The following is an 18,625-nucleotide window of genomic DNA, read 5'->3' as shown; positions in this document are numbered from 1 at the left end:
CGCTTTTGTTTCGGCGACAGCTTTAATAATTTATCACGCCACCAACTCAATGTCAACAACTTTTTTATTCAACGATTGTTCGCCTCTCAAAAGCGACTTTAATAATATATCATCTCACCTAGACAGTGTCAATAACTTTTTTCTAAGAATTGTTTTGCCTCATAGCAAGATATAAACTATACCATGATTGTTACCCATATTCAACAGAATAACCCATCCAATTTTATCCAACCCAAAACATAACACCTTTAGATTTACCTACACTGATGTTAATTAGTTTAAGATCTACTAACTAGTAATTGATCATCACGTGCATTCATTACTATATAATATTGAACAACATCGTTTACACTAAGAATCGATATTTACATTTCCTATTAGATTCACGAAACAAACACTTTATAAACAGACATAACATGTTATGATATAACCGTATAACCTTTACTACAGGACAGGCTATACAATCAATCTAGAATAATATTGCCAAGGAAGGGATATACATATGGATATTAACAAGGCTCGGCAAGTATTAGGTATTTCTGAACATGCTACAATTGAAGAACTAGAAAATCGTTTCTTCATACTTATTAAAAGAGAAAAAACATCAAGACTTAACACTCAAGAGAATAGTGATAAGGAACTAATTGATCTTGATGAACTCACCATGGCATACGAAACCGTTAAGAAAGATATAATTGGTGAAAGTGCGGAAGAGAATACAACAAACAAGAACCAAACTATAGAAAAAATGGATCATTTCTTCCGTTATTATAAATTTCATGTGTTAGCGGGGATTATAGCGATCATTGTCATAGCATCAATCATTACTACTGTCTTAGAAAACCAGTCAGCAAAAAGAATAGAAGCTAGCTTACCACCTTCAGCTTTACAGGCTGTTCTGTTAGGTGAGTATTATGATGTTAACCTCACACCCCTAAAAGAAAGTTTAACAGCGGTTGTACCTGAATGGGAACGCATTAAATTAGAATTTCTTTATGCACCACAAGATAGCGCAGATTATAGTTATACAGTCAAAAATGTAGCTGAATTTTCACGATTGAAGCCAGACATGCTTATTGTCGATCGTTATCAATTTGAATTGTACGCTAAACAAGGTATGTTTTTACCTCTAGAAGAAATTGCTATTGGACAAAATATAGCTTCGGAACAATTACTTTATGCTAAAACAGAGGATGATCCTGAGGAACACTTATATGGTATAGATATATCGAACCATCGTATATTTAATGGGATAAATCTAGATGGTGAAAAGATCGCAGTCATATCTGAGGGTTCAGAAAAGCAAGACAATGCCGTTACCTTGATTAAGGAATTAGTTAAATGATAAAAAAATGCAAAGATTAAACTTTGCATTTTTTATGAGCAGCATATCCCTGTTCCGCTTATGCCTTTTTCATTTCTGTCAGATTTCGTCGAAAATCGCTTCAACGTATCGCTTTTACATTTAATAATCATTTATTATATCGGTCCATAGTGATCGTCACGTCACGCTCAATAATTCCAGAAGGATAAAAAAACAATGGCATCATCTGCCATCGTTTTTTTATCATATAAGTTTTACTAATAAACCAAACAGTAAATAGCCGATACATATATAAGTACTAATTGTTTTAACCTTTGAATCACCTTCCATTTGCATCATCGTGTGATGTTGATGGAGTTGTTTGAATTTCTTGTTAAGATACAATGCCAAAATCGCTACAAATACAAATACTATATTCAACCAAAACGTATAATCAATTTGAAAAGGACTTTCCGTCATGATTTGGTTTGCTGAATTGGGAAGTAAACCTAGTGCTGTAAAACTGTAATGCATCCCTATCGCCGTTACAATAATAGAGACATAGAAGATTGCTGCAATGTAAAGTGCAGTTTTCATACCATAATACTTTTTGTGTACTGCAATAATTGGCGGAACTACTAAATCAGAATAGATAAAAGCCATTATTCCAGCAAAAGCAACCCCACTGGACGCTAAGATTGTAGCAATTGGAATATTGCCCATCGAACCAATAAAAGTTAACATAGCTACGAGTGGCCCGATTACAGCATTTTCCATTACTTTAAGGAAGCTATCTTGGTTCTCAACTAGAAAGAAGGATTTCCATGTGTTATCGCTAATAAATGTAGCCATAATACCCGCTATTGTGAAACCAATTGTAATTTCCTTCCAAACCATCTGCCAGTTCATTACAAACTCATGGCCTACTTGCAACCATCCTTGTTTTGTTTTTATTTTTTGCTTCCAGTTAAAGTTTTCTTCCATACCGCCATCATCTACTTTTTCTCTTGCCTCATGCACTAGGTTCTTTGGGTATGTTAATGTTACTAACAACCACGTAACAAAAATAAGTATAATTCCGCCAATTACCTCAGCTATAACAAACTGCCAACCAAGAAAAATATAAATTAAGATTCCTAATTCAATCACCAAATTGGTGGATGCAAATAAGAAAGCTAATGTTGGTACAAAATGAGCTCCTTTTTTAAAAAGACTTTTTCCCGCCGCTAATGCTGCAAAGGAACAAGAAGAACTAATTGCACCGAAAAATGTAGATAAGCCGACTGATTTTAACTTTGCATTCCCCATGTATTTCACCATTTTATCTTTGGGAACAAACGCCTGTATCATGGAACTGATAAAGTAGCCAACTATAAAAGCCCAACCAGCCTTCCAAAAGAATCCTAGTGATGTGATAGCTGAATTCCCTATTTGATCCAACATATTTACACTCCTTTATTCATTAATACTTACCACAAGTTGCAGAGAAATAAACAATATTTCTGCATTATATACTTAAGTAAAAACTAAAGAGGGGAGCAGTTACTCATCACTGCATATATATTCTCGTTTCCCGTATTTCTGCTATCGCGTCAGCTTTAGCAAAAATACGTTTCTCTATTTATGCAAATATTATTAGTCGAAATACAAAATTTGGAGTTTTCCTGACGAGGACAATCCTGCTAACATTAGCAACATCTTTACTGAATTGACAGTCACGATATCAACTAGTTTGATTAACAATGCAGATATTGCAGTTGGAAATGGTTTAGATACTATTATATTTAACATTTTTGTGTTGTTCGCTCTGGATATCTATTTTCGTAAAAAAGGGGTGTTTCTTCGCGTATCTGATAATCATTTGTATACCGGATTTATAGCGATTATATTATCAGCGATTACACTTATTGGGCTTATTTCAAATCAGCAGATAACACTAGCAAACGTAAATATAATAAGTTTTGCAATAGCGATAGTATATATAGTTGGGCTAAACCTTACCTCCATTACACAGAGTAATGACGAATCACCACAAGAACAAAAGGATGACAATGCTAGTACCGATATTCATTTAAGATCAACGATGGAGCTCGACACGTATACAAATTTATATAATTTCTTACCTTGTAAAGAAAAGGGAGATAATCTTCGTGACTATCTCCCTTTCATTTATATAATTATCCGACAATGACTTGTTCGGTTGGATAATCGTAACTATCGTGTTGGTCTCTATTACTAAACAAGAAAACAAAAGATAAAATACCGATTCTCCCGATAAACATTAATAAAATGATGACCATCTTACCGATGAAACTTAAATCAGGTGTAATCCCCATAGATAATCCAGTTGTGCCGAAAGCAGAACTAACTTCAAACACAGTTTGCATCAATGTAAAATGATCAGATGCTGATAGTACGATGGTTGCTATAAAGCAAATCAAAAATGCTAGAAAACTAACAACAACAGATCGTCTTATATCATCTTCAGCTAGCTGCCGTCTAAATACCTTCACATTTTTGCGACCTCTTGCAAAAGAGTACAAAACTAACAAAATTACTGCAAATGTAGTCGTTCTTATCCCACCACCAACAGAACTTGGTGATGCACCAATAAACATAAGAAAACAAAGTGCTAATAATGTAGGGTCTGAAAATAGACTAACATCCATCGTTGCCAATCCACCATTTCTTGTAGTAGCTGATTGAAAAAACGCGTAAAAAAACGACTCATGCCAACTCTTATCAGCAAAGAAATGATTGAATTCAAATAGCAGAATAATTATCGTACCAAACAGCATTAAAGCAAAAAAAGTTATCGTAGTTAATTTTGTATACAAAGAAAAGTTATAATGGCGATATTGTTCTCGTCTTGTCATATATTCTTTAAATTCAATAAGTACAGGGAATCCAATAGCACCTAAAGTTAATAATAAAATATGAATAAATTGCACAAAGTAATCATTCGCGAATGGAATAAGTGAATTACCAGTTATGTCAAACCCTGCATTCGTCGTTGCACTAACCGAAGCAAATAAGCCTTGTAAAAATGCTTCTTGCCAGCTCGGGAAGTAGTTTAGAAAGTATGTACCTAAGATTAATGCACCAATTAACTCAATCAATACTATAATCGTTAAGATTTGCTTCATTAATTTTACTATTCCTGAAAAGTTAGACTGATTTTGATCGGTCATAATTAACCGTCTTTCCTTCAGACCTATTTTCTTTCCGAGTAATAACCAAACAAATGTGCCTAGTGTCATAATCCCTATTCCGCCAAATTGTAGAATGAACAATAATATAAATATTCCAGCTGTACTAAATGTATCGGCTACTGAAACAACAGACAGACCAGTCACACTTACCGCACTAACAGCAGTAAACACAACATCGATAAATGACCAATGAAAACCTTGTTTTACAGCAACAGGAAGACTAAGCAAACAAGTCGATACAACGACAGAAATGATATAAAAAGAAACAATCATTTGCGCAGGTGACAATTGATTAATTTTTTTCTTCAGATACGACAAGATTATTCCTCCTTATCTAATCGGTAGTCACTTTAAAAATTTACTCTTGTTCACGTGACTTGTCAATTGGTCATTAAATTCGTTACAATAGAACTGAAATCATATACTATTTCGTTGAATTTTAACGTATAAAGCTGATTAAAGGCAAATGCCAATTGATATTGTTCGAAAATCTTGTTATAATAAATTGGTTTTAAAATTACCTGAGGGGGAAATTTTTTGTCAGTCGAAGTTGGAAGCAAGGTTCAAGGTAAAGTAACAGGCATCACTAATTTTGGAGCATTCGTAGAATTACCAGGTGGCACAACAGGTCTCGTTCATATCAGTGAAGTAGCTGACAGTTATGTAAAGGATGTCAATGACCATCTTAAAGTAGGCGATGAAGTTCAAGTAAAAGTAATTAGTGAAAAAGACGGGAAAACCGCCTTGTCCATCAAAAAAGCTGTTGATAAACCGGAAAGACCAAGTTCTTCATATTCCCAACGTCCAAATCGTCAAGGAAGGGATAATAGGGGTGGAAGAAGCAACTTTAAACCAAAAGAAAGTTTTGAAGATAAAATGGCTTCATTCCTCAAATCCAGTGAAGAAAACTTATCAAGCCTTAAACGCAACACAGAAGGAAAACGTGGTGGCAGAGGCGGACGACGCGGTTAAATCTAATGGATCTTAAATATCACCATATAGATGAAGGCAAGCCTTATTGGCCTGCCTTTTTTACTGTGTGAACCACTCCAAAACATCATAGATTTTGAAGGGGAATCCTAGCCTATTTGTTAAGTGGTTTAATTATTGACTGATTGCTTAACCCGAACATAATAAAGAAATGATTTAATAACAAATGTGCCAAACTCGATAATGACTAACCCAAAAATGATAAGAGTAAACCAATCGAAGGTCATTACCGGTTGATCATAGCTTCGTTCTAGATTTATACTCGATAAGATTACGTACACATACATAATAATCAACGGAGAAAATATAGATATATGCGTAATGGTCACACGTTTTGCATGTTTTAACAAATGGTAAGGATCGCTATATAACTGAGGTACTTCTTCACTACTCTCGTAGGTTTTTGACCATATTGTCCATTTATTCAACAGTGCATTCGAAGTAAATACCGGTTGCCAGCCTGCTTGTTTATGAAGATCAAAATAACTTTGCGTTAAACTATTTTGATAATCTGCACAATAACTAACCTTCCTCGGTGAGCCTTTGAGAAAGTGAAAGCTAACACCTAATTTACCAATACGAACAAGATGATTTCCAGCCAGTTCCATTTCTTCGAGCCACTTTTCTAGTTTATCTGGAGAATATATCCAGCCTATTCTTCTTTTTACAATCATCTCATCCGTGCCTTTTAACTGTCTCTCATTAGAACGAGTAGCAATCTGATTTATATTTGTTCCATTGATCCTTTTGTTAAATTTGTAGAGTTTATAAACAGAATAAGGTACAATAGTCCAACATGACACAGCTACAGCTATCGTTAATACCCAAAAAGGGCTACCTTCAATCTCAATTGTGCCTCCTGTAATTAACATTAATACAGAAAAAAATATCGGTAATAATGACGTGAATACCATATATGCCAAGATTGCCGCAAAAATGTGCATGATTGTTCGATTACGTTTAAAAATACCATCCCGAATCGGGTATCTCTCTATTTGATTTATACTATTTTCATTTCGTGTAATCTGCCAATTTTTATCGTAGAACACTTGCTGCCAGCCTTCATTTTCTAAGGCCGTTGGCAAGCTATTAACCTGCGACTTGTCATAGGTAATACGATAGGTTACATGTTTTGGATTGCCTTTTTCAAAGATGAACTGACGTGATTTTAGATGTATCTTTACAAGATGGTATCCTTGCTCCGCCATTGATGTAAGCCATTGTTCTGTTTTATCCACCTCATAGCTCCAGAATGGTTTAAAGACTTTTTTAATCATAGAAATCCCCCTCATACTGTAAAGCGTTTTGATGAAGCTCTTTCAGTCTTACTATCTCTTCTCGCATTAACCGTTTGCCTATCAACGTGATTTCGTAAATTTTCTTTCTTTCCTCATCAGCATATACCATAATAATTTGATCTCGTTGCATTTTAGTTAGCGTCCCATATACCGTTCCAGATCCTAATTTAATTCGATTATTCGTTATATGTTCAACATGTTTGATTATCCCGTATCCATGTCGTGGCTCTGTTAAAGACAGAAGAATGTAAAATGCCGTTTCCGTCATTGGGATATAAGATTTTAATATTTTTTCACTTTTCACTGTTCTCACCTATTTTCATAGATCTATTATGTCACATCTCGACTATATCGCATCGTGACATAATAAGCAATATTTTTTTATTTCTAGCTACAATCTATTGAATTGGTATGTATCAACTATAAAGTGGTATAATATGGACGAAATATTAACAACCTTTGGAGGTACTATGCTTACATTTGAAGAAAAACTTGCTATTATTGAATCTTTTCCTGAATTACAACGCAAAGAGGTGTCTCTTGGACGAGTCAATTTTCATTATCAAGAGAGTATTTATGATAAAGTAACTGTCGTATACCACTTACATCCGAATGGAAACGGCTATGTTTACGCCGAAATGATTGAAGAGAAATATTCCATCGATGATAAAGGTATGGTAAATATCCGTGATTTCACGGAAGAACAGCTTCGCAAAGTTATAGCAGAATCGATTGCGTCGCTCTCAGAGGATAATTTTGAAGAAGATTGGATAAACGCTGATCAACAAATTCTTACAATATTCCACGATTTTGATTTATGGAACGTCTATGCAGGAGACATGCTGGACGGCACATTCCCAACATATAGTGGAGCAGCTTCTTACTTAGAACAAGAAGGTTTTAGACGCAAATAGTCACGTAAAGAAACATCCTTAACATGAATCGTTAAGGATGTTTTTTTCTTTGTAAATCAGACCTTAGACGGACTCGATTTACAGTCCTAGTATGTTTAGCTACGCACAACTCCTCTTTATACTAGAATTATCAAAGAGATAAAGGAGTGCGGATCATGTTAAACGTATTTAAAAACAAAAACTTTTCATTCTTATTTTTAGGTAGATTAGTATCCAATGCAGGAGACAGCCTTTATGCAGTGGCAGCCATGTGGCTCGTGTATGAATTAGGTGGTTCTGCTTTTTATACAGGATTAGCTGGTTTTTTAACCCTCCTCCCACAATCACTTCAATTTTTGGCTGGGCCGTTTGTAGATCGTTGGTCATTAAAATGGACATTAGTCGTATCCCAGCTTATTGAATTTATCCTTATTATTATCATTCCTATTTTTCATTTTCTAGATTTATTGAATGTGGCAGTCGTGCTAACGGTTATGCCGCTAGCAACATTAGTAAACCAAATTGCTTACCCCGCACAATCAGCAGCGTTACCAAAAATTTTATCAAAGGATGAGCTCGTAAAGGGAAACTCTGCCTTTTCGTTTGCTTATCAAGGTGTAGATTTAACATTTAATGCACTTGCTGGTATTCTTGTAGCTGCGGTCGGTGCAGTTTCTTTATACATTATTGACTCGATTACATTTCTCGCTGCCGCTTTGTTATTTTTATCTTTAAATATTCCACAAAAAAAGAAGCAGCAAAAATCCAAGCAAAAGAGACCCATAAAAGAAACGATGAAAGCTTACGTTGGAGAAATTAAAGAAGGAGTATCTTTTATTCGTGGTAGTTTAATTGAAAAAATAGTATTCGGTAGTGTTGTTGCAAACTTCGCAATTGGTGCTACAATTGCCGTTTTACCTGTACTCGGTGACACGTTAGGCGGTTCACACATTTATGGTTATTACTTAGCAGCATTGTCTGCTGGGTCTTTGCTAGGAGCATTAACGGCTTCTTGGGTTGAAAAATTTCCGTTAGGTAAGTTTGCCATCATTTCTTTTCTGTTCGGATCTTGCTTTTGGTTCGTATCTTCTATCGTTCCATGGACTGCTGTAAGTATTGCGCTTTTTGGAATGGCTTGGATTCCTATCGGTATGACGAATGTTATTTTTGCAGCACTTATGCAATCTGTAGTTCCAGATCATTTGTTAGGAAGAGTATTTTCTGTGTTAATGAGTGTGAACACCGTGGCAATGCCGGTCGGATCATTGATCGGCGGTACAATGACTGAACTCATTGGCAGCCAACTCGTATTTGGATGCACTGCACTCGGCATCGCAGTAGTGCCCATATACTGGTTATTCTTTAATAAAGATTTAAGAGGTTTACCTATTGTGAAGGAAATTGACGCAGCATATGTAGGATTAGAGCAATTTGATACATCTCAAATTGATAAAGATACTAGTTCGAAGGTAAATAGCTTAGCCTAAATAGTCAATTTCCCACGCACGTTTATTGATTCTTATAAAAACGGGAAGTGCACATGCACCTCCCGTTTTGTTTATCTATTTTATCCCCGCTCTTGTTCGTAATCTTCTTCTTTTGACAGTTTACCTGGCCAGAAAGCAAATCTGCCAAGTACCATTGTTATTGCTGGTACGAGTAAAGGTCTAACAATAAATGTATCCAATAATACGCCTATTGCGGTTACTGTACCAAATTGAACAAGTACTTGTAAGGGCAGAACCGCTAACACCGAGAAAGTTCCTGCTAAAATTAAACCAGCAGATGATATCACACTACTCGTTTCGCCGACACCTTCAGCAATTGCTTTTTTCAACGGCATCTTTCGTCTGTTTTTCCAAATTCTTGAGATCATAAATATGTTATAATCACCGCCAAGCGCGACTAAAAATACAAATGCATACAGTGGAATTAAACCTTGCATCGCAGGGGCACCCATACCGTAATGAATGAGTAACCAACCTAGACCCAATGCAGAGAAATACGATAATACCACAGTAATAAGCAGATAAATCATAGCAACGATTGATCGTAAATAGAGCAATAATAATATAGCTATAATGATAAGTATTATAGGGCGAATGATGTCTTGGTCACGGCTAGTAATTTTTTCTGTTTCATAAAGTGTAGCTGTTTCCCCGCCAATCCACACTTGCTCTGAAGCATCACTTATACCGGATTGCTCAAGTATGTTCGTAACAGCCTCTTTTATTTTCGGAATTTCTGCCACTGCATCTGCCGAGTAAGGGTCAATAGATAATGTCAGACTGTACTGTATTAAATCAGAATCGACCTCCCCAGTTCTTGGATCGCTTACGCTTTCCACATTTGTTAAAGCAGCAAGACTCTCCTGGATATTAACTTCTGTACCATCTGTATCGACTATCACCTGGACAGGTGCTATTTCACCTGGAGGGTAATGGTCCGCGATGATAGTGAAGCCTTCACGTGATGGCATATCTTCTGGAAATGAGTCAAGTACACCATACGTATAATCTATTTTTATGGTAAACAATGCTAATCCACCTAACAGCACTATACATACAATTATTATTTGCCATGGTTTCTCTGTCACTAATTTACCAGTTAATTCGCTAAAACGACTTCTTTGTTTCGACCGACGGATAGGCTTGCCTTTCTTTTTCTCTAGTTCTTTGGTCATTTTCTCTGTTCTTGGAATGAACGGGAAAAACGCTGCACGTCCAAGTAAAGCAAGGATTGCGGGTAACAGTGTCATTACTGCAATTGCCATTATGAATATCGCTAAGCTAAACGGAATTGCGAAACGATCATAAGAGGCGTATTGAGCAAGTGATAAGGTTAACAACCCTAAGACCGTCGTCAAAGCACTCATCATAATCGCACCGCCAGAATTGGATATAGCTAGCTGCAATGCTTTGTATTTATTTGGTTCTAATTGCAATTCGTCTCGATAGCGCGAAATAAGGAATAAACAATAATCCGTTCCTGCACCAAATAAAAGCACCGTCATAATCGAAATTGCCTGATCATCGACGACAATCCATCCGTTGCTCGCCATTAATCCTAACACTGGATTAATGATGCCATATGCAAATCCGACGCCAATTAGTGGTACGATTGCTAATAATGGTGAACGATAAAGCAATATTAATAATATTAATACGAGTAATACAGTTGCGATAAGTAATGTCACATCAGCTTGAGAAAATAACGAAACTGCATCGGTCTGAATACCAACTGGACCTGTAAAACGAATATGCAAACCATCACTCTCTAACTGGTTGCTGACTGGTCCGTTTTCTGTGAGCTTATTGATCCTTTGTTCTAGCTCTTCTAATGCTAGCTGTAAATCTCCGGTTAATGCAGTTTTATCAAAAAACACTGGCGTGGTTAGCGCCTCCCCATCACTGGATGCGGATTGCATGAGTGCCTGGACTGGAATCTGATCAAATGGTGGTACCATTGTTTGTTCAACTAATGGCTCTTCTATAAGCCCTTTATACAGGCTTTGAACCGCCTCATAATCTGATTCTGTTAATCCCTCTGAGCGATTCCAAATAATTAATAAAGGAACACCGCTATCATTAGGAAATTGTTCATCAGAAATTTTCGATGCTTCTACAGACATCGCATCTTCTGGCAATAAATCATTAGATCCAGGTTCCACATCTCCTACAGAAGGCAAGACTGCCGATAGAATTGCAACCATCGCTACCCAAAATACTAAACTAATCCATCTACTTTTTGAACCAGCTACTACCTTCTCCCAACTATCCAAGCCTTTCATCACTTCACTCCTCTCCTTCAACTACGACTGTATCAAGTGACGCTGAATTAATTATATATACTGGTTAGTTAATTATCAACAATTATTGCTTATATGATATAATAACAGTGCAATGATTAGGCGAGGAGCGAACGAGGATGAAAGACAGACACCCAAAAGCACTAGGTCGACCTCGAGCTAGTGAACAAAAACAACCTACGAATGAAAAAATTCTGCACGCTGCTACAGCGCTTTTCCTAGCGAATGGCTACAAAGAGGTATCGGTTGATGAAGTTGCAAAAAAGTGTAACGTTACAAAAGCAACTGTCTACTATTATTATGAAAGTAAAGCAGCTTTATTCACAGAAACTATGGTACAAATGATGGTTTGGATACGGAAACAAATGCAAACCATGTTAGAGGATGAACTACCACTAAAGACACGCTTATTAAACGTAGCAGCAGCACACTTAAATGCTACTGTAGACATGGATTTAGACAGTTTCATGAGAGAAGCGAAACATGTGTTAACGGAGCAACAAACTAAAAAAATACAAGAAGCAGAGCAACAGATGTATGCTGCATTAGAAGATGCCTTCATTCGAGAAATAAAAGACGGAGAAATCAGTAATATTAACCCTACATTTGCAGCACACACCTACGCTTCACTATTAAAAGTTGGTAATTACAAAAACGCAGATCATAAGCGAATCTTTTCATCTACAGAGGAAACAGCTGTGCAAATCATTCGCTTCTTTTGGAACGGGCTTTTTTATGAAGAATAACCATTCACTTAATTTTCCTGTATACCCTTTAATAACTGGCTATAATAAAAAAGTGAAATCGAATCTATATTATGATGAACAACAGTTAGTGCTTGTTTTTTTACAAAAGCACGTTGGAAATTCGAAAATGCCTTCATTGTAGGTCTTGTCACTGTGTTCGTTAAGAACGCTGACTGATTTGATCCAGTCCTTCGCCTTATATTAAGCGAATTTATCATTTCGTCAGCAGTTAACACACCAATTCCATGACCAAAGAATTTACCATTTCCCATAACAACCGCATTTTCGCCTCTCCAATAAGGTGTTTGAGGACTAACATCAGGGTTTTTAAAATAGACAACATCACCAGGCAAAAAATATTCAGTCTCGATTAATTCTAGGCCAAGATCAGCATCCGCATGCCAACTGTATAAATAAATATTTTCAAATAACTGATTAAATAATTCCTCACCCACAAGTGTAAGTATCGCATGATAAAAAATGATAAGCATAGCGGTTGCACATTCAAATCCATACTGATCACTATTGGTATAAATATCTTGAATTGCTGCGGATGGACTTATCCCCTCACGAAGTCGAAATCCACCTTTTGTTGTGCGTTCCCAATAAGCTGAATTACAGTAAGATTTAGCAAACACTGAAAACTTAGCATTACTCATATGGAGTTTACTTGCACTTATTAAAATTTGTTTTCGCAGCTGTATTTCCTGTGATAACTCATTTAAAGACGAAAAGTTGTAGACAACCGGAGACTGATTCATCTCTTGCACAATCATGAGTTCTACGCTTCCCGGCGACCAATTATCGTTTTGCTGATAAGATGCCCCTGATAGTTGAATCATTGTATACTCCCCTTCCTGATAAAATGTGATTAGGATAGTATATTATCAGGAGCCTAAAGCGTGTTAACCTAAGTTTCGGTGTTTATCCTGTTTCTATTACGAATGATTACAAAGAAGAGAGATGCACTCGGGGAAAGAGAGATTTCTTATAGCGTTTGCAAGTAACATCGATTAGTAATGAAATGCCAGATTTGGAGAATCATGATCAAGCAAGGGAGTGGTTCAATTAAGTCACTTCCGGATTACCCCATAGTTCCAGAATCGTTTTCCTCATATACTGAAAAACCTAACCTTCATGTAAAAGATAATCTAACCATTCAATCTCTCCTCACGATAATAAAAAACGATTGCATCCATAATTCTTGATGCAATCATTTTTTTCAACTAGCAGGTTGTGCCAAGCCTTCTTTATGTAGAGTTTGCTCTAACGCATCATACGCGCTTTGTTCATCATTTCCTTCTATAAGAAGTTTGAATGAATCGTCTTTTTCAATTCCTAAAGACATGACACCCATAATCGATTTTAGATTTGCGGTTTTATTATTAAATTCTAAATTAATGTGGGAACTATATCGATTTGCAATTTGTATCAGAACTGTTGCTGGTCTTGCATGTATGCCTAAAGGATCTATTACTGTGAATGTTTGTTCCACCATGTTAGTATTCTCCTCTTATATTATTATTAAGATAGTATAACGCAACAACTATGAATTATTAAATCATCTGCTTTCATACGCTGATTTTAAAATGTTCCCTACAAGTGCTCAAAAACAACTATTAGATTATTAAAAGCGATTTGAGGGAAATATTGTCCGCCAATCATTTAATCGACGCAGTTGATCCCCGATTACTTATGCAGACGTCTACTTTTTACGTTGCTATTTCAGCACAATTAATTTTCTGTTGTAAAATAATGCCCCATAGCATGAGCTACGGGGACATTATACTAAGTATGCAGCGTCAAAATTTCCCGAATATCCTCCTCTGTGAGGCTAGAGGATGCTTGTTCTTCTGGGTCGATAATCTCTTTTATTAAATGACGTTTTTTCTCTTGCAGTTCATTCATTTTCTCTTCAATTGTCCCATGTGCAACTAATTTAATCACATCTACATCATTTTGCTGACCCATTCGATAAGCTCGGTCTGCTGCCTGCTCTTCAACAGCAGGATTCCACCAGCTATCATAAAAAATAACTGTATCTGCACCCGTTAAATTAAGACCTGTCCCTCCCGCTTTCATCGAAATCAGAAATATATTACGATCACCTTCGTTAAATCGCTCACAAATATCAATTCTAGTTTCTGAAGGGGTCTGCCCGTCTAGATAGAAAAAAGGTAATCCTTTATAAGCTAATTCTCCACCAATTAAACCGAGCATTTTCGTAAATTGCGAAAAAATCAGCACTCTTCTTCCAGAAATCCTTGCTTCTTCTAGCATTTCCATTAGAAGTTCGAATTTTGCAGACCTATCATTATAGCTATCAACAAACAGACTCGGGTGGCAACATATCTGACGCAAACGAGTTAATCCTGCTAAAATTCTAATTTTATTTTTACGAAATGTATCTTTATCGAGATGCTTTAAAGTGTCATGCCTTAACTTTGCCAAATATGCAGCATACAGCTTCTTCTGCTCTGGAACTAATTCAACCAATTTCATAGAGGTCCTCTTCTCCGGAAGCTCTGTTAGTACATCCTCTTTCATTCTACGCATTAAGAACGGTTGAATTCGTCGGACAATCGTTTGCTTGGAAAGCATACTATAATCCCGTAATCCTCCAAATAAGGTAGGAAAGACAACATGAAAAATGGACCATAGCTCTTCTAGTGAATTTTCAACCGGTGTACCTGTTAGCGCAAAAAAATGTTCAGATTGAATCCGTTTCACTGCTCTAGCCGTTTGCGTAAGTGGATTTTTAAAGGCCTGAGCTTCATCAAAAAATACCGTATGAAATAGCTGTTTTTCAAACCATTGGTAATCCCTCCGCAAGATCGGATACGATGTGATAACAACATCAGTTTGCGAAACTTGATTTTGTTGTTTTACCCTGTCTTGTTTACTACCAGCAATAACCACACTGTGTAAACCTGGTGCAAACTTCTTCATTTCACGCTGCCAGTTATACGTAACGGATGAAGGACAAACAACTAACACCGGAAGATTATGTTGACGAATATGATCTACTTCAGACAAAATATAAGCGATACTCTGGACCGTTTTACCGAGTCCCATATCATCAGCCAGAATCCCACCAAACCCAAAGTCCGCCAACGTTTTCATCCATTGAAAACCTTGCTTTTGATAGCTTCGTAATACTGAGATTAATTCCTTAGGGACCTGAAATACTTGGCTGCCAGGATTGCTTATCTTTTCTGAAAACTGTCGAAAACTCTCGTCCGTTATAAAGGTGTGATTAGACTCAATTGTATCAAGCAATTCCATACTCTTTTCCAAAGGAAGGGCCAATCCATTTTCCAGACCTCCGCTTCTCTCAGGTAGGTTATTAAGAAAACGTCCAATCTCTGTGAATTCTTTACTCTCTAACGATAATAAAGATCCACTTCGCAAGCGATAGTACTTTCTTTTCTCTTCTAACGCGACCAAAAGTTCTCGGATTTGATCTTCAGGGATATCTTTCATTTCAAATTTGAATTCAAGCCAATTTGTCCGTTCCTTTTTTACTTTTACACGTATTTTAGGATATATATTCTCCTTAATTACTCGGTTTCTCACAGCTGTAGTCGTATAAATTTGTGTTAGCATTTGTATTTTTGGGACTACATAATTTAGAAAATCAAACTCTAGCTCTTCATTATGCATAAAATAACCACTTTCTGTTTTAGTAAACAGACTATCGTCCATCATTTGCAGAATCTTATCCTCTTTATCCACATCCCGAATAAGCAGATGACTAAGGCTCGGTTTCTCATCTTCCAGTGGGTTGATTACGATATTTTCATAGTGGAATTCAAGCGCAGCAAGCAGCCGATCTTTGACACGATCCAAATATAATTTAGCTACGAGAGGTGTTTTAACAAATTGCTTGTGAAGATTATCAGCAATATGGACTGATCCTAATTGTTTTAATCCCGGTACAACTTTTTCTAAAAACAGATCGATCTGATTTCTTGGAATCGGAATTTGATTCGTATGAGACGCAGCAAGCATTCTTTTAAGTTCAGAAAGACGTTTACAGTCATGATGAGTTAATATAGTTACTTTTCCTTCATATATTACAGAATGATAGGAACTAAGAACAAGCATCTTATCTAACCCTGTAACCTTCAATTGATAGCCATCAGTTTCTTCCAATTTAAACTTTAATGGTAACAATTCCTCAGACACATGGACATTGCTTATCACTCGTCCCTCTATCTGCCACTCAACGTAGGATACGTTTGTAAGTAAAGGCAGCAGCTTCTTCCAAGCAGATGGTGAAATAAGTAGTAGATGATTAGCTATTTCCAAATTAGATTGTCCGAACTTGTCATCATCAATCATTTCTATTAACTGTTGGATAATTTCATCCACTTCTCTAGTGAAGCAGTGATCATTAAAATCGAATGTGAAATCACTTGAAGCAACAATTGGACGTCCCTCTTTCATTCGCTCTAAAAAGTCTCTAATATTTGATACTATGTGTGATCCTATTTTCACTTCAATACCAAATATATATTCTTGCTCGTCTGACCAAAGAGACATACACCTAAACGTGGTATTAATCACGTTTCTGTTTTCGAAGTGAGGCTGGTGGCTAGATGATCTTGTTTTCGGCTCCTGAAATAAAGAAAGCAAGCCATCTGTGAGCTTACTAGAAGCCTCCGTATTATGTTGTATAGCTATAAAAACAGCAGCAATATGTTGACAGTCCTTAGGATAACTTGCCAAGGTTGGACAGCTACATTGGGAGCTAATTTTCCCATTCATACCTACTTCGATTACGACATGGAATGTTTCACCTCCATAAACCGTAGCTAGACAACCATCTGAACTGTACTGTTGAAATGAAACTTTTTCCGAGTTATATAAAGCTTGCCCCTTATGAAAGGACGCCGTGCCACATTGCTCGATAATAGTTTTTCGATTTATTGATAAATTCATTTACATGCCCCTCCTATACTCTTGTTATCAAGGGCAGATTTATTTGATTGAGAAATGTTTATTTTACAGCATTCTTGTTAGCACCACTAACTATTTTCTGAATGTAAGTATAAGAAGCGGGAGGCTGCAAATTGCACCTCCCGAAATTTCAAATCAGTAAACATTCGTTATCATAAATAAATGCGTACCTTATGTCAATAAACAAAAAATGCTGATCTGTTAATGGAAAACTAAATGTTCGTATCATTTCTCTAGTTTCAATATCAGAATAGATATCAGACAATATCCCTCTGCTCCATGTTCTCATTTGCACCATGTTTTCCAAAAAATATGGACGGAATGCCCAGTTCGATCCTTTTTTATCATGCTCAACTTCCCATGTATCTGCTCGTTTTCGAAAGTTGGAAGACACTTGCTGTCCGTCGCTGTTACAAACATAGATACGAAAGCTTTCTTGATCGAATTGACCCGTTACAAGTTCGATAAATGCATCCACTTTTCTTGGTCCATCCCATTGAGGAAGTAATCCTTTTAGTTTATTTTGCCATGACAAGATATAAGTTAGTCTTTGTTCAATTAATCCCTTTTCCCGTTGAATATAAGCATCAACTTTTTCACCAACATTGACGAGTAGAGCGTCATCATTGGTCAAAGCAAAATCTGGCTTTGCTAGGAAAAAGCCTTGATAATAACGCCCACCATGTTTCCAGGCAAATTGAAGTTGAAAATCATCCTCAATATTTTCAAACAACAATGCAGCGCCAATCCGACGTGCTAGCATAGATAACGAATACATAACATCCTGAAAACCATCTGCATTATAATTTCGAATAATTCGCGTGTCTATCTTTAGAATATGAGGTTCAATCTGTCTAATTCTGTCAATGTTAGAGCTTTTTGCTCCTACATGATCTACGGCAATTTGGATACCGTATGTTTTATAATAGAGAAGTAAATGGCTTAACATTTCAAAATCCTCATCGAAGTCATGCTCTGTAACCTCAAGGACAATACGGTCCAATGAAAATCCCTTTTGTTCATAACTAATCAAGGTTTGTAATAGGTCTTCCCCATCATTAACCATCATTTGCTGAGCATTTCGATTAATAAACAAGAGTCCTTGTTTATCAGACTCCAGCATTTCCGAAAGTGCAATATGCAACAAATGCTGATCTACGTCCACTTTAAATTCCTCAGGTACATCAGAATCATGAAAAAAAGGGCCCAGACTTATCCATTCATTGCCATCATACACGCGCCCCAGAACTTCATAACCTATCACATTATGCTTGATAGCACTTATAATTGGTTGGTAAACAGGCTTAATGTTATGTAAATTCCCAATAATATCAAACGGATCCATGAAACTCCCTCCTTCATGAGGATTTAATTGTACCATACCGTTCGGGAGAGTTCGGTATCAGAATCTTA

15 protein-coding genes are annotated in these 18,625 nt (G+C 36.5%); 6 read left to right on the top strand and 9 right to left on the bottom strand.

The features are described from left to right. Positions 1–502: 502 nt before the first annotated feature. Positions 503–1,345: a hypothetical protein gene (locus ACI6MV_RS16370; protein ID WP_407271394.1), complete on the top strand. Its 843-nt coding sequence runs from the start codon at positions 503–505 to the stop codon at positions 1,343–1,345. A gap of 222 nt (positions 1,346–1,567) precedes the next feature. Here ACI6MV_RS16370 and ACI6MV_RS16365 read toward each other — a convergent pair whose 3' ends face one another. Further along, a complete protein-coding gene (locus ACI6MV_RS16365) occupies positions 1,568–2,746 on the bottom strand; it encodes a permease (RefSeq protein ID WP_407271393.1) in 1,179 nt (392 codons plus the stop codon). A gap of 265 nt (positions 2,747–3,011) precedes the next feature. Here ACI6MV_RS16365 and ACI6MV_RS16360 point away from each other — a divergent pair, with 265 nt between their 5' ends. After that, positions 3,012–3,494 (top strand): hypothetical protein, encoded by a 483-nt coding sequence (locus ACI6MV_RS16360; RefSeq protein ID WP_407271392.1) that lies wholly within the window; start codon positions 3,012–3,014, stop codon positions 3,492–3,494. On the opposite strand, the gene ACI6MV_RS16355 is transcribed toward ACI6MV_RS16360, so the two are convergent. Next, positions 3,481–4,788, bottom strand: a complete 1,308-nt coding sequence (locus ACI6MV_RS16355) for a TrkH family potassium uptake protein (RefSeq protein WP_407271399.1) — start codon at positions 4,786–4,788, stop codon at positions 3,481–3,483. The genes ACI6MV_RS16360 and ACI6MV_RS16355 overlap by 14 nt on opposite strands. 264 nt (positions 4,789–5,052) lie before the next feature. On the opposite strand from ACI6MV_RS16355, the gene ACI6MV_RS16350 reads away from it, so the two are divergent. Next, positions 5,053–5,487: a S1 domain-containing RNA-binding protein gene (locus ACI6MV_RS16350; protein ID WP_407271391.1), complete on the top strand. Its 435-nt coding sequence runs from the start codon at positions 5,053–5,055 to the stop codon at positions 5,485–5,487. Positions 5,488–5,615: 128 nt separating this feature from the next. Here ACI6MV_RS16350 and ACI6MV_RS16345 read toward each other — a convergent pair whose 3' ends face one another. Then, the gene (locus ACI6MV_RS16345; protein WP_407271390.1) at positions 5,616–6,782 is read right to left on the bottom strand and encodes a DUF2812 domain-containing protein; all 1,167 of its coding nucleotides are present in this window, start codon (positions 6,780–6,782) and stop codon (positions 5,616–5,618) included. Next, on the bottom strand, positions 6,775–7,071 hold the full coding sequence (locus ACI6MV_RS16340; RefSeq protein WP_407271398.1) for a PadR family transcriptional regulator: 297 nt from the start codon (positions 7,069–7,071) through the stop codon (positions 6,775–6,777). The genes ACI6MV_RS16345 and ACI6MV_RS16340 overlap by 8 nt, the downstream gene beginning before the upstream one ends. Before the next feature lie 202 nt (positions 7,072–7,273). On the opposite strand from ACI6MV_RS16340, the gene ACI6MV_RS16335 reads away from it, so the two are divergent. Both ACI6MV_RS16335 and ACI6MV_RS16330 read left to right on the top strand, forming a co-directional pair. Further along, entirely contained in the window at positions 7,274–7,717 is a 444-nt protein-coding gene (locus ACI6MV_RS16335) for a hypothetical protein (protein ID WP_407271397.1), read from the top strand. 155 nt (positions 7,718–7,872) lie between these two features. Then, complete coding sequence (locus ACI6MV_RS16330; protein WP_407271389.1) at positions 7,873–9,183, top strand: MFS transporter; 1,311 nt, start codon at positions 7,873–7,875, stop codon at positions 9,181–9,183. Positions 9,184–9,263: 80 nt separating this feature from the next. Here the strand turns inward: ACI6MV_RS16330 and ACI6MV_RS16325 are convergent, their stop codons facing one another. Then, positions 9,264–11,486: an MMPL family transporter gene (locus tag ACI6MV_RS16325; RefSeq protein ID WP_407271396.1), complete on the bottom strand. Its 2,223-nt coding sequence runs from the start codon at positions 11,484–11,486 to the stop codon at positions 9,264–9,266. Positions 11,487–11,623: 137 nt separating this feature from the next. On the opposite strand from ACI6MV_RS16325, the gene ACI6MV_RS16320 reads away from it, so the two are divergent. Then, positions 11,624–12,250 (top strand): TetR/AcrR family transcriptional regulator, encoded by a 627-nt coding sequence (locus ACI6MV_RS16320; protein ID WP_407271388.1) that lies wholly within the window; start codon positions 11,624–11,626, stop codon positions 12,248–12,250. An 8-nt stretch (positions 12,251–12,258) separates the two neighbouring features. On the opposite strand, the gene ACI6MV_RS16315 is transcribed toward ACI6MV_RS16320, so the two are convergent. From ACI6MV_RS16315 to ACI6MV_RS16300, 4 genes are all read right to left on the bottom strand, one after another. Continuing rightward, a complete protein-coding gene (locus tag ACI6MV_RS16315; protein ID WP_407271387.1) occupies positions 12,259–13,092 on the bottom strand; it encodes a protein-glutamine gamma-glutamyltransferase in 834 nt (277 codons plus the stop codon). Between the two features lie 380 nt (positions 13,093–13,472). Continuing rightward, positions 13,473–13,748 (bottom strand): phosphocarrier protein HPr, encoded by a 276-nt coding sequence (locus ACI6MV_RS16310; protein ID WP_407271386.1) that lies wholly within the window; start codon positions 13,746–13,748, stop codon positions 13,473–13,475. A 290-nt stretch (positions 13,749–14,038) separates the two neighbouring features. Beyond that, the gene (locus ACI6MV_RS16305) at positions 14,039–17,194 is read right to left on the bottom strand and encodes an SNF2 helicase associated domain-containing protein (protein ID WP_407271385.1); all 3,156 of its coding nucleotides are present in this window, start codon (positions 17,192–17,194) and stop codon (positions 14,039–14,041) included. 148 nt (positions 17,195–17,342) lie between these two features. Beyond that, a complete protein-coding gene (locus ACI6MV_RS16300) occupies positions 17,343–18,557 on the bottom strand; it encodes an EAL domain-containing protein (protein WP_407271384.1) in 1,215 nt (404 codons plus the stop codon). Positions 18,558–18,625 lie beyond the last annotated feature (68 nt).

The sequence above is a fragment of the Radiobacillus sp. PE A8.2 genome (assembly GCF_045635475.1).
Lineage (GTDB): Bacteria > Bacillota > Bacilli > Bacillales > Amphibacillaceae > JBJGXI01.
Note: the sequence above shows the minus strand (reverse complement) of the source record. Positions and strands in the feature narration are given on the sequence as shown.